The organism is Mycobacterium colombiense, from assembly GCF_001953985.1.
Classification (GTDB): domain Bacteria; phylum Actinomycetota; class Actinomycetes; order Mycobacteriales; family Mycobacteriaceae; genus Mycobacterium; species Mycobacterium colombiense_B.
Map to the genome: position 1 here is coordinate 130257 of NZ_MBEI01000056.1, position 12911 is coordinate 143167.

Consider the following 12911-nt stretch of genomic DNA (forward strand, 5'->3'; position numbering starts at 1 on the left):
CTTGCCACGAGAGCGAAGCTCTATATATAACGCACATTAGTGTGCGATATTAGCACACAAGATAAGCCGAAAACGAGAACGAGATTTCCCCGATCTGGAGGCCGGACAGCACCGTGGCGGAGTTCGAGAGCATCTGGAGCGATCTCCAGGGCGTCGCGTTTGAGCAGGGCTACCTCGACGCCGGAGGCATACGGACCCGCTACCTGCGTGCCGGTGATCCGGGCAAGCCGGTACTGGTGCTGCTGCACGGGTCCGGTGGCCACGCCGAGGCCTACGTCCGCAATCTGGGCGCGCACGCCGAGCATTTCTGGACCTGGTCGATCGACATGCTGGGCCACGGATATACCGACAAGCCGGGTCATCCACTGGAAGTCGCGCACTACGTCGAGCACCTGATGGCGGTGCTGCGAACCCTCGGTGTTGACCGCGCCTATATCAGCGGTGAATCGCTCGGGGGCTGGGTGGCCGCCCGCACCGCGGTCGACCATCCGGATGTGGTTGAGCGGCTGGTGCTTAACACCGCCGGCGGTTCGCAGGCCGATCCCGTGGTGATGCAACGGATCATTACGCTGTCGATGGCCGCCGCCGAGAACCCGACCTGGGAGACGGTGCAGGCGCGCATCAAATGGTTGATGGCCGACAAGTCGAAGGATTACGACGACCTGGTTGCCAGCCGCCAACGGGTTTATCGCCAACCGGGATTCGTCTCCGCGATGAGCGACATCATGGCGTTGCAGGATCCGGAGATCCGCGCGCGCAACATCCTCGGCCCGGAGGAGTACGGGTCGATCATCGCCCCGACACTGGTGCTGTGGACCAGTGACGACCCCACCGCCGACGTGACGGAGGGCCGTCGCATGGCATCGATGATTCCGGGTGCGCGCTTCGAGGTGATGCCGGGTTGCGGCCACTGGCCGCAGTACGAGGACCCCAAGACGTTCAATCAGTTGCATCTCGACTTCCTGCTGGGCCGGTAATGGTTGCACCGGGGCAGGAGGTACCTGACATCGAGACCGACGTACTGGTGGTGGGCGCCGGTCCGGTCGGTTTGACGCTCGCCAACATCCTTGGCCTGCAAGGCATCCGCACGGTCGTGGTCGACGAGCGGGACACGCTCATCGACTACCCCCGCGGGGTTGGCCTGGATGACGAGGCTTTGCGGACCTTCCAGTCGATCGGGCTCGCCGAGCGGGTGCTGCCGCACACCGTGCCCAACCAGATTCTTCGGTTCGTCGACGCCAAGCACCGAGTGCTCGCCGAAATGGCGCCGCCCGACGCACGTTTCGGGTGGCCGAAGCGAAATGGCTTCGTGCAACCGCTCGTGGACGCCGAATTGCTGGCCGGCCTGGACCGATTCGAACACGTTCAGGTGCGGTGGGGGCGCCCGATGACGGCATGCCAGGAAAGCGCCGACGCGGTGACCGTCGAACTCGGTGGCGCCGACAACAACGGTGACACCTCACGTGTGCGGGCGCGCTATGTGGTCGGCTGCGACGGCGGCCGCAGCATGACCCGCCGGGTGATGGGTGTGTCGTTCGACGGAACGACGTCGTCGACCCGGTGGCTGGTCGTCGACATCGCCAATGACCCGCTGGGGCACCCGAACAGTGAGGTCGGCGCCGACCCCGAACGCCCGTATGCCTCGATCTCGATCGCCCACGGAATTCGCCGCTTCGAGTTCATGATTCACGCCGACGAGACCGACGAGCAGGCCGAAGATCCCGCGTTCCTGACGCAGATGCTGGCGCGGATGGTGCCGCATCCCGACCGGGTCGACGTGATCCGGCGCCGGGTGTACACCCACCACTCGCGGATCGCGGGCGCGTTCCGCCAGGGGCGGCTGCTGTTGGCCGGCGATGCCGCCCACCTGATGCCGGTGTGGCAGGGCCAGGGATACAACAGCGGGATCCGCGACGCGGCGAACCTGGGCTGGAAGCTCGCCGCGGTGGTCAGTGGGCGCGCTGACGACAAGCTGCTGGACACCTATGACGTGGAACGCCGCAAGCACGCCCGCGCGATGATCGACCTGTCCACCATGGTGGGCCGGGTGATCTCGCCGACCAACCGCCGGGTGGCGACCGCGCGAGATCTTCTGGTGCGCTCGGCGTCAATTGTCCCTTCGCTCAAGCGATATGTGCTGGAGATGCGGTTCAAGCCGATGCCGCGCTACGAACACGGCGCCGTCGTACACGCCGCGCCGGGCCGCACCGATTCGCCGGTGGGAACCCTGTTCATCCAGCCCCGCGTCGACACCCGGGACCAGCAGGACGTGTTGCTCGACGACGTGCTCGGTTCGTGGTTTGCCGTGCTGTGCTGGAACAACAACCCGCGCAAGATTCTGGGCGATGTGGCGTTCGCGAACTGGAAAGCCGTGGGCGCGCGATTCTTCGCGCTCCGCCCGGCGACCCAACTGCACTGGACCGGACACGACGACCCCGACGTTGTCGTGGTCGGTGACCGGCACGGTGGCCTCAAATCCTGGTTCGATACCCACTCCGACTCGGTGCTGTTCCTGCGCCCCGATCGGTGCATCGCGGGAGCCTGCATCGCTCAGCGCGCCCCCGACCTGAGCGCCGCACTCCTTGATGCACTCACACTCACGCCGCGAGGGGGTGATCTGCAAAGTGGCACTGGCTCTGTGCTGTATGTCCCACAGCCCTCTCCTGAATCTTCCGGGGCCGTCGCAGGACCTGCTTGACGACATCGAAGGCGCGATCGCCACAGCGCGCGGCTTCGTCGAAAAGTATGACCCTGAACTGGTGGTCAGTTTCTCCCCGGACCACTACAACGGCTTCTTCTACAAGGTCATGCCGCCCTTCTGCATCGGCACCAGCGCCTGCGGAGTCGGCGACTACGGCACCCATGCCGGTCCGCTGAACGTGCCGGAAACGCTTGCGACCGAATGCGCGACGGCGGTCCTCGACGCGGGCGTCGACATCGCGGTGTCGGCCAGCATGGACGTGGACCACGGGACGGTCCAGCCGCTGGAAAAGCTCTTCGGTGACGCCACCGACCGTCCCGTGATACCGATCTTCGTCAACGCCATCGGCGTCCCGCTGGGCCCGATGCATCGCTGCCGTGCGCTCGGCAGGGCCGTCGGCGACTATCTGGCCACCCTGGACAAGCGGGTTCTGATCCTGGGATCCGGTGGGCTCTCGCACAGCCCGCCTGTGCCGACCCTGGCGACCGCGTCCGCGCCGGTGCTGGAGCGGATCGTGCACGGGCGGCCGATGACGTCCGAGCAGCGGCAGGCCCGGCAAGCCGCGGTCATCGATGCGGCCAAGAGTTTCGCCGCCGGCGACAGTGAGTTGCAGGCGCTGAACCCGACGTGGGACCACCGATTCCTGGAGATCATCGACGGGGGATGGCTGAACGAATTGGATGGGTGGTCGAATTCGTTTGTCGCCCATGAGGGCGGCAGCTCCGCGCAGGAGATCCGCACCTGGGTGGCGGCGTTCGGGGCGCTGGAAGCGGCGGGCCCGTACGAGACGACCGGGCGCTACTACAAGCCCGCACCCGAATTGATCGCCGGTTTCGCCATCAGAACGGCACTTCCCAAATGACGGAGGCACTGGACGGTTTCGATCACGTTGTTGATGTGCTCATCGTCGGGTCCGGCGGTGGCGGCATGACTGCCGCGCTGACGGCGCAGGCCGCCGGGCTCGACGCACTGGTGATCGAAAAGTCATCCCACTTCGGGGGTTCCACCGCGTTGTCCGGCGGCGGCATCTGGGTGCCCGGGGCTCCGGCGCAGCGGCGGGAGGGCTATGTGCCCTCGCCAGAAGCCGTCGTGGGCTACCTCAAGCTGATCACCGACGGATTGGTCAGCGAGGCCCGGCTGCGGCAATACGTCGACGGCGCGCCGCAAATGCTGCAGTTCTTGGAGCAACTGTCCGGATGGTTCGAATTCGTCTGGAAGCCAGGCTATGCCGACTACTACCCCGAGCTGCCCGGCGGCTCCGAGCTCGGCAGCACGATCAACGTGCCCGCGATCGACCTGCGGAAGTTGGGTCCCGATGAGCAGAAGCTGCTCGCGCCCCTGGCGCTGGCCCCGAAGGGCATCTGGCTGGGGCCCAAGGACCTGCGCACGTTCTATCGGATCAGGCAGTCGTGGGCGGGTAAGGGCGTGCTGCTCAAGTTGATTGGGCGAATGATCCGGGCGAGGGTGTTCGGCGAGCGGATGGCCGCGATCGGGCAGTCGCTGGCGGCCCGGCTCCGGCTGGCATTGCGGGAACGCGGCATCCCGCTCTGGCTGGACTCGCCGATGGTGCAGCTGCTCACCGACTCCGACGGGTCGGTGACCGGCGCGGTGGTGGAGCGCGAGGGCAAGGTGCAGCGGATCGGTGCGCGGCTGGGCGTTATCCTGGCGTCCGGCGGGTTCGACCACGACCTGGCCTGGCGCAAAGAGCTTCTGCCCGAGGTGGACCAGGACTGGAGCTTCGGCAATCCCGCGGCGATGGGCGACGGCATCCGCGCCGGCCAAAAGGTGGGCGCCGCAACGGATCTGCTCGACGAGGCCTGGTGGTTCCCGGCCATCCAGTGGCCGGACGGCCGTATGCAATTCATGCTCAACGAACGGATGATGCCGGCGCAGTTCATCGTCAACGGAGCGGGCAAGCGCTTCATCAACGAGGCGGCTCCCTACATGGACTTCGGTCACGCCATGATCGACGGCCAGCGATCCGGCGTCACCCACATCCCGTGCTGGCTGATCACCGACCACAGATCGTTCAACCGCTACGTCGTCGGAGGACACCTGCCGATACCCAAGATTCCGGGAGCGCCGGTGCCCACCGGCCGGAAGATCCCGCCGGGCTGGCTGGAATCGGGCGTCGTCAAAGCGGCCAGGACATGGGACGAAATGGCGGCCAAGATCGGCGTGCCCGCGGACCAGCTTGCCGAAACCGCCCGCCGCTTCAACGAACTCGCCCGCAAGGGGCACGACGACGATTTCAACCGCGGCGACAGCGTGTACGACAACTACTACGGCGACCACACCCTGCCCAATCCGAACCTGTATCCGCTTGGCGATCCGCCGTACTACGCCTTCCGGATCGTTCTAGGGGACCTCGGGACCTCGGGCGGCCTGCTGACCGACGAGCACGCCCGCGTGCTGCGGGCCGACGGCAGCGTGGTGCCCGGCCTGTATGCGGTGGGTAACACGTCCGCGCCGGTGATGGGCCGCAGCTACGCCGGTGCCGGTGCGACCATCGGCCCAGCCATGACCTTCGGCTATGTCGCAGCGAAACACGTTGCGGCCCAAGCAGCCAACCGAGCCCTTAATACTCATAGGAGGTAACGATGAAAATCTCGCTGTTCTACGAATTCGCACTGCCGCGGCCTTGGGCGCCCGACGACGAACACGTCATGCTGCAGGACTGTCTCAACGAGGTCGAGGCCGCCGACAAGGCGGGCTTCTCCACCGTGTGGCTGACCGAGCACCACTTCCTCGAGGAGTACTGCCACTCGACCGCACCCGAGATCTTCTTGGCCGCGGCCAGCCAGCGGACCAAGAACATTCGCCTGGGATTCGGCATCATGCACCTGCCGCCGGTGGTCAACCACCCCGCCCGGGTCGCCGAGCGCATCGCCACCCTCGACCTGCTGTCCAACGGCCGCGTCGAATTCGGTACCGGCGAGTCGTCGTCGGTCGGTGAACTCGGCGGATTCAACATCGACCCGGCCGACAAGCGCGCACAGTGGGAAGAGGCCCTCGAGGTCTCGATCCGCTGCATGATCGAGGAGCCGTTCACCGGCTTCAACGGCGAACACGTCCAGATGCCGGCGCGCAACGTCATTCCCAAGCCGCTGCAGAAGCCGCACCCGCCGGTCTGGGTCGCCTGCACGCGGCCGGCCAGCGTGCAGATGGCGGCCCAAAAGGCGATCGGCGCATTGAGTTTCGCCTACACCGGTCCCGGACCCCTGACCGAGCGGGTCAACGGCTACTACAAGGAGTTCGAGGAGAACGGCGTGCCGGTCACCCCCCGGATCAACCCGAACATCCTGGCCATCGGCGGGGACCTGTCCATGATGGTGGCCAAGACCGACGAGCAGGCTTTGCAGCGGCTCGGGCAGGGCGGCGGCTTCTTCTCGTTCGGCATCATGCACTACTACATGACCGGAGTACACACGCCGGGGCGCACCGGAGTCTGGAAGCGCTACCTCGAAGAGGTGGAGAAGGATCCGACGCTGGCGTACGGGCCCGGCCGCGGTGCCATCGGTTCTCCGGCCACGGTGCGCGAGTTCCTGCGCGGCTACGAGGAGAGCGGCGTCGACGAGATCATCTTGCTGCTCAACCCCCGTAGCCACGAGGGCACCATGGAATCCATCGAGCTGATGGGCAAAGAGGTGCTCCCCGAATTCATCGAGCGGGACGCAAAGGCCGTGGCGGAAAAGGCGAAACGGCTGGAGCCCGTCATCGAAAAGGTGGAGGCGCGCCGGCCGAAGTCGACCGCACCGCAATTCGACGAGGATTACTCGTTCGGTGGACTCCCGACCGGTCGCGGCGGTAAGTTCACCGCCAGCGAGATCCCCGAAGCCATGGCGGAGATCAACGAAGGCCGCGTGCAGGCGGCGCAGCGCGCAAAGGACCAGCAGAAGTAGTACGGGATCTGGGCCGGGAGAATTTCGAGGCGAGCCTTGGGAGAGATCGACGAGCTGTGGCGCTACGACGGCCGTCGTGCGGTGGTGACCGGATGTGCTTCCGGCATCGGCGAACACGTGGTGCGCCAGCTCACCGAGCTTGGTGCCGAAGTCATCGGGTTGGACAAACGGCGACCGGACTTCGCGATCGACGAGTTCCATGAGGTCGACCTGGCCGACCAAACGTCGATCGAGTCGGCGGTCAGCGCGGTGACGGGTCGGGTCGATGCGCTGTTCAACGTTGCCGGCGTGTCGTCCGGGATAGGCGATCCGCCACTCGTCGTAACCATCAATTTCCTGGGCATGCGCCACGCCACCGAGGCCCTGATTCCGAAGATGGCCGCGGGGTCGTCCATCGTCAGCGTGTCATCGCTCGCGGCGGCCGCATACCGGGAGCACCTGGCGCAGGTGGCGCCGCTGCTTTCCACCGCGACGATGCAGGAGGGCATCGACTGGTGCGCCGAACATCCCGATGCGCTGGGCACCGGCTATCAGTTGTCCAAAGAAGCGATCATCCTGTACACCATGCGCAGCGCGACGCCGCTGGGCGCGCGGGGAATCCGCATCAACTGCACCGGCCCCGGGGTCACCGAGACACCCATCCTGGACCAGCTGCGCACAGCGTACGGACAGGGCTTCCTCGACGACATTCCCAAGCCGCTGGGCCGCGTCTCCAGCCCAGCAGAGCAGGCCTCGGCGCTGCTCTTCCTGAATAGCAATGCCGCCAGCTATATTTCGGGCCAGGTGTTGTGGGTCGACGGCGGAAACGTGGGCGCCGCAATCGCGCGTGAACTCGAGGAAGGGCGTGCTCCGTGGCCAGTGTGACCGACTTTCGCCGGGTCGCGCGCGATGTCAGCAACTGGGGCCGCTGGGGCGATGACGACGAACTCGGCACGCTGAACTTCATCACCGAGGAAAAGGTCGCCCAGGCCGCAAGTCTGGTCCGGCACGGCAAAGTGTTTCCACTCGGCGTGGACTTTGGTTCATCGGGGCCGCAGGGCGCCTTCGGTTTTCGGCACAATCCGATCCACGTGATGACGGTGGACGGCGGCGACGCCAGCACGCTGGCCCAGTACGGGCCGGATTGGGACCGGAACCCGACGGCGGCACAGATGGGCCCGTACTTCGTCGACAACCTGTTCCGGTTCAACGACGACATGGTCATCATGCCGTTGCAGGCGGCAACCCAATGGGACGCGTTGTCGCACGTCTATTACGACGACCAGCTCTACAATGGGATCCCCGCGGGCTCGGTGACCAGCCTCGGCGCCCGCCGGCTCGGCATCGAAAAAGTGGACGGTAAGGGTATCACCTCGCGTGGTGTGCTGCTGGACCTGGTGCGTCATCGCGGCGCTGAGGTGTTCCTGGAGCACGGAAACCCCATCACACCAGAGGAATTGGACGATGTGGTCCGCGCACAGGGTGTGACGATCGGACGTGGTGACGTCCTGCTCATCAAAACAGGTTGGTGGACACGGTATCTGCAGACGGGGAACAAGACCGAACGATATTCCGGCCTGGACTGGCGATGTGCACAGTGGCTGCACGATCACGAGATCGCGGCGGTCGCGTCCGACAACCTCCAGGTCGAAGACCCGGTATCCGGGGTCGACGGCGTGTTCTTGCCCTTCCACCTGCTGACACTGCGCGACATGGGGCTGATGCTCGGCGAGTACTGGGACCTGACCGCACTGGCGGCCGACTGCGCCGCCGACGGGGTATACGAGTTTCAACTCGTCGCACCGCCACTGAGATTCGTTGGGGCAGTGGGCTCGCCGGTGAACCCGATCGCGATCAAATGATGCGGCGCAAGTCCCTGTCGGTTGACGGCCTGGCCACCAGCTATCTGGAAGCCGGCGACGGCGACCCGGTGGTATTGCTGCACGGGGGTGAGTTCGGCGCCGGCGCCGAACTCGGCTGGGAACGCAACATCGCCGCGCTGGCCGGGCGGTATCGAGTCCTGGCACCGGATCAGCTGGGATTCGGGGAGTCCGCCAAGGTCATCGACTTCGTCGACGGCCGCGGCATGCGGATCCGGCACGTCGCGCGGTTCTGCGAACTGCTCGGGGTCGACTCGGCGCACTTCGTCGGCAATTCGATGGGCGCCATCAACCTGCTCACCGATGCCACGTCGGACACACCGCTACTCCCGGTGCGCAGCTTGGCGATCATCTGCGGCGGTGGAGCGATCCAGCAGAACGAGCATTTCGAGGCGCTGCAGAACTACGACGCGACGTTGCCCGCGATGCGCCGCATTGTCCAAGCGCTGTTCTTCGACTCCGGCTATCCCGCCGACGACGACTACGTGCGCCGCCGGTACGAGTCGAGCACCGCGCCGGGAGCCTGGGAAGCCATCGCCGCGGCCAGGTTCCGCCGCCCCGGTACCACGCCGTCCGCGACCCCGTCTACCACCCGAGCCTACGAACGCATCGGCGTGCCAACGCTTGTCGTCGAAGGGGCGGGTGACAAGCTCCTTCCGGCCGGCTGGGCCGCCGAGATCGCCAAGCAGATCGACGGGGCCCGTTCGGTTGTGGTCGACAATGCGGGACACTGCCCGCAGATCGAGCAGTCGTCGGTGGTCAACGAGCTGCTGATGGATTTTCTGGGCGCCCAACGTCAGAAGACGTAGTCCAGGCGGGTCATCATTCCGGCCACCTGGTGATAGGTGTTGTGGCAGTGCATCACCCAGGTGCCGGGATTGTCGGCAACCAGGACGGCGGCGAGTTTCTGCTTCGGCAGCACCATGACGGTGTCTTTGCGGGCGCCGGGGCTGCCGTCGGCCCTGATCACCTGGAACGTATGCCCGTGCAGGTGAATTGGGTGATACATCATCGTGGTGTTGTCGAACGTGATGGTGGGCCGTTGGCCTTGCTGGACGTGCAGCGGATTCGTCCTGCCGTACGGCTGCCCGTTGATCGTCCAGTTGTATTGCATCATGTTGCCGCCCAGAACCACGGGGAGATCGAGGCTGGGATCGGGACGTCCTAGGTTGACCGGCGTTGTGGCCGTGAACATCTCGACGGTGCCCACCCGCTTGGTGAGTTCGCCCGGCTGGAACTGCGGGTCGGGGTCGCCGCCCGAAGCCGTGGAGAACAGAGCGCGGGCCAGGCCATTCTTGCCTTCGGCGACCGCGACCAGTGGGAAGACACCGTCCGCGGCGGTCACGGCCACGTCGTAGCGTTCGGCCATCCCGATGAGCAGCGCGTCGACCTGTGCGGGGACCACGGGGTAGCCGTCGGTGTGAGTCACCGTCATCGCATGGCCGGCCAGTGCGACCCGGAAGGTGGTGTCGGACGCGGTGTTGATGAACCGGATCCTGATGCGCTGGCCGGGCTTGGCATTGAAGGTCATGGGGGAAGCGGCGATTCGACCGTTGATCAGATAGTACGGGTAGGCGATGTCGCCGGCGTCGCCACCGAGCAGGTCGCTGGTGCCGACGCGTGCCACCGCGGCCGGCGATGCCGATGTCGTCGGGCTGGTCGACGTCGTCTCGGTCGTCGTTGTGGGCGATGTCTCGGTCGTCGTCTCGGTCGTCGTCGTGGGCGATGTCTCGGTCGTCGTCTCGGGCGTGTTCTGCGCAGGCTTGTTCGGGTTGCTCAGTTCGCTGTAGAGCTGCTGCGGGCTCTTCCCGACGCCATCGGTCCAATCGTCAAGGACGACGATCCATTCGGCGTCGTAGTTGCCCTCGGTCGGGTCGTCGACGATGACCGGCAGATAGAGACCGGTGTCTTCATCCAGGCCGGTGTGCGGATGTGCCCAGTAGGTACCCGAATTCGGCACGGAGAACCGGTAGGTGAAGTCGTGGCCGGCCGCGATGTTGGGTGTGGCCGGCTCGGCGCCGTCCATGTCGTTGCGCAGCGCAATGCCGTGCCAATGCACCGACGTCGGATGATCGAGCCGGTTCGACACCGTTACCTCGACCTCGTCACCGATGCGGGCCCGGATAACCGGGCCCGGGATGCTGTTGCCGTAGGCCAGCGTGCGCACGACCGGTCCACCCAGGTCGACCTCGACCTGCTGGGGTGTGAGCTTGGCGGTGACGGTGCGGCCGCTATGCGGTCGGGCGGCTTCGGTTTCGGCGATGGCGGCGGTCAACCGTGCATTGCCCGTCTGCTCCGGTTTGGATTGGCTGCACGCCGTCAGCGCTAGTCCGCCGGCGATGCCCGCGGCCATGAAACCGCGTCTGGTGAGCCGAGTGCTGTCGACAGGGACACCGCTTGTGGGCTGCACGGGTAATCGGTGCTCCTCGTCTTTGGCTCGCCCTAACGTTCTCGTGCTTGGATGCTAGGCGGCCCGCAACCGCGAGCGCTAGACCCTCCAAATGATCGCGCGAAGGTATACCCCCGAGCGCGGTAACAGTACGCAATCACTTCAATGTGATTCCGCGTAAACGCATCTGGGGGCCGCGACCGCTACTCGATGTCGCCACCTGCTCGCACTTGTGGGCCTACTGGGCATCGCTCGCTGCCTGCGCAGCCATCCAGTCGCTGAAGGTGGTGGGGTAGACGGCCACTTGTTCGTCGTCGGTGGGAACGATGCTGCGGTCGTCGAGAACCGCACCGTAATAGCGCGCATCGTTGTCTGTCACCACCGTTCGCGCATCACCTGTGGCCGCGAACCGCGTGCGGATGAAGTCGTCCATCCCATGCTTTTCGGGCCCGGCGATGTTGATCACCGCGTTGACCGGATCGCCCGTCGCCGCGCGGGTGACCGCCAGGGCCACATCCGCGGCGGCAATCGGCTGGAACGCCCCGTGCGGGGCACGCACGGTGTCACCCTCGGCCAACGAATCAGCAATGCCGTCAACGAATTCGAAGAACTGCGTAGCCCGCACGATCGAATACGGCTGTCCCGATTCCACGATCACTTTTTCCTGCGCAACCTTGGCTCGCATGTAGCCACTTTCGGCCGCCCGGTCGGCTCCCACGATCGACAGGGCGACGTGATGCTGTACGCCCGCAGCCCGCTCCGCGTCCAGCAGGTTGCGGGTAGATGTGGTGAAGAAGTTCAGGACGTCGTCGTCGGCCCAGGACGGCGAGTTGGATACGTCGACGACCGTGTGGACTCCTGCGACGGCGTCGGAGACACCTTCACCGGTCACCGAATTGACACCCGTGCTCGGCGACGCCGGGACCGCCTCGTGTCCCAGCTCGGTGAGCCTGGCGACGACCTGTGACCCGATCAGCCCGCTGCCACCTATTACCAACACCTTCATGATCACGCCTCTCCCGTTTCCCGACGAACTGGCCGTCTCAGCATGGCGCAGACCTCGGCGGGCCGGAACCCCAGGGTCCGTTACGCAAAGCGCCGGACCGGACTTTCGTCGGTGCTGGCGACCGAGGGACGAATCGCGCTTTAGCTCCGGCGGACCAATCCCGGACCACACTTAAATCAACTGCTTGACTTAATGCGGTGCACGCCGATTAACTCGTCGTGTGGTTAACGAATTGGATGGCAAGGTTGCCATCGTCACCGGCGGGGCGTCCGGCATCGGCCGCGGCCTTGTGGAGCGGTTTGTGGCCGAGGGCGCGAAGGTCGTCATCGCCGACGTCGAGACCGACCGGGGGGAGGGCCTGGCAAAATCACTCGGAGTCAACGCCGTCTTCCGGCAGACCGATGTCTCGGATCCCGAACAGGTGGCAGCCTTGGTGTCCGGTGCGGTCGAGACGTTCGGGGGCCTGCACGTCATGGTGAACAACGCCGGGGTCTCGAGCCCGTTGCGCAAACTGCTCGACGATGACCTCAACGATTTCCACCGCGTGATGGGGGTCAACGTGCTGGGCGTGATGGCGGGTACCCGAGATGCCGCGCGGCACATGGTCGAACACGGCGGCGGGTCGATTATTAACATCACCTCGATCGGCGGGATCCAGGCCGGCGGTGGGGTGATGATCTACCGCGCATCCAAAGCGGCGGTCATTCAATTCACCAAGGCCGCGGCAATCGAGTTGGCGCACCATGAGATTCGGGTCAACGCCATTGCCCCCGGCAACATTCCGACGCCGATCCTGGGGAAGTCGGGAGCCGGCATGGACCCCGAGCAACTGAAGCAGTTCGAGGCGAGAATCCGCGAGACGATGCGCGAGGATCGGCCGCTCAAGCGCGAGGGCACGCCCGATGACGTCGCCGAGGCGGCCCTGTATTTCGCCACCGACCGCTCGCGCTATGTCACCGGAACCGTGCTACCGGTCGACGGCGGGACCGTGGCGGGCAAGCCGATCCGATCCAAGAAGCGCGGCGGATGACCGAACGGCTCGGACGTTGGCACT

General features: G+C 65.7%; 11 protein-coding genes. 9 read left to right on the forward strand and 2 right to left on the reverse strand.

The genetic code is table 11. The annotated features are described in order from the left end of the window. Positions 1-113 precede the first annotated feature (113 nt). Genes A5732_RS16275 through A5732_RS16310 form a run of 8 tightly spaced genes read left to right on the forward strand, consistent with a single transcriptional unit; the run spans position 114 to position 9271 of the window. Positions 114-977 (forward strand): alpha/beta fold hydrolase, encoded by an 864-nt coding sequence (locus tag A5732_RS16275; RefSeq protein WP_076102761.1) that lies wholly within the window; start codon positions 114-116, stop codon positions 975-977. Then, positions 977-2698, forward strand: coding sequence for a bifunctional 3-(3-hydroxy-phenyl)propionate/3-hydroxycinnamic acid hydroxylase (locus A5732_RS16280; RefSeq protein WP_076102762.1), 1722 nt, complete (start codon positions 977-979; stop codon positions 2696-2698). Before A5732_RS16275 ends, A5732_RS16280 begins: the two co-directional genes overlap by 1 nt. Then, positions 2646-3563, forward strand: a complete 918-nt coding sequence (locus A5732_RS16285) for a 3-carboxyethylcatechol 2,3-dioxygenase (RefSeq protein WP_253189078.1) — start codon at positions 2646-2648, stop codon at positions 3561-3563. Before A5732_RS16280 ends, A5732_RS16285 begins: the two co-directional genes overlap by 53 nt. A gap of 8 nt (positions 3564-3571) precedes the next feature. Continuing rightward, positions 3572-5299 carry an FAD-binding protein gene (locus A5732_RS16290; RefSeq protein ID WP_142256632.1) on the forward strand — a complete coding sequence of 576 codons (1728 nt, stop codon included), beginning with the start codon at positions 3572-3574 and terminating at the stop codon, positions 5297-5299. Positions 5300-5301: 2 nt separating this feature from the next. Then, positions 5302-6603, forward strand: coding sequence for an LLM class flavin-dependent oxidoreductase (locus tag A5732_RS16295; RefSeq protein WP_076054815.1), 1302 nt, complete (start codon positions 5302-5304; stop codon positions 6601-6603). Positions 6604-6639: 36 nt separating this feature from the next. After that, positions 6640-7467, forward strand: coding sequence for a coniferyl-alcohol dehydrogenase (locus tag A5732_RS16300; RefSeq protein WP_076102765.1), 828 nt, complete (start codon positions 6640-6642; stop codon positions 7465-7467). Further along, the gene (locus A5732_RS16305) at positions 7455-8444 is read left to right on the forward strand and encodes a cyclase family protein (protein ID WP_076054812.1); all 990 of its coding nucleotides are present in this window, start codon (positions 7455-7457) and stop codon (positions 8442-8444) included. Before A5732_RS16300 ends, A5732_RS16305 begins: the two co-directional genes overlap by 13 nt. Then, on the forward strand, positions 8444-9271 hold the full coding sequence (locus A5732_RS16310) for an alpha/beta fold hydrolase (RefSeq protein ID WP_371915819.1): 828 nt from the start codon (positions 8444-8446) through the stop codon (positions 9269-9271). The genes A5732_RS16305 and A5732_RS16310 overlap by 1 nt, the downstream gene beginning before the upstream one ends. On the opposite strand, the gene A5732_RS16315 is transcribed toward A5732_RS16310, so the two are convergent. Both A5732_RS16315 and A5732_RS16320 read right to left on the reverse strand, forming a co-directional pair. Further along, positions 9259-10815 carry a multicopper oxidase family protein gene (locus tag A5732_RS16315; protein ID WP_081396046.1) on the reverse strand — a complete coding sequence of 519 codons (1557 nt, stop codon included), beginning with the start codon at positions 10813-10815 and terminating at the stop codon, positions 9259-9261. The genes A5732_RS16310 and A5732_RS16315 overlap by 13 nt on opposite strands. A gap of 274 nt (positions 10816-11089) precedes the next feature. Next, a complete protein-coding gene (locus A5732_RS16320) occupies positions 11090-11857 on the reverse strand; it encodes an SDR family oxidoreductase (protein ID WP_076054807.1) in 768 nt (255 codons plus the stop codon). Positions 11858-12077: 220 nt separating this feature from the next. Here A5732_RS16320 and A5732_RS16325 point away from each other — a divergent pair, with 220 nt between their 5' ends. Next, complete coding sequence (locus A5732_RS16325; protein ID WP_076102768.1) at positions 12078-12887, forward strand: SDR family NAD(P)-dependent oxidoreductase; 810 nt, start codon at positions 12078-12080, stop codon at positions 12885-12887. The last annotated feature ends 24 nt before the right edge of the window (positions 12888-12911 follow it).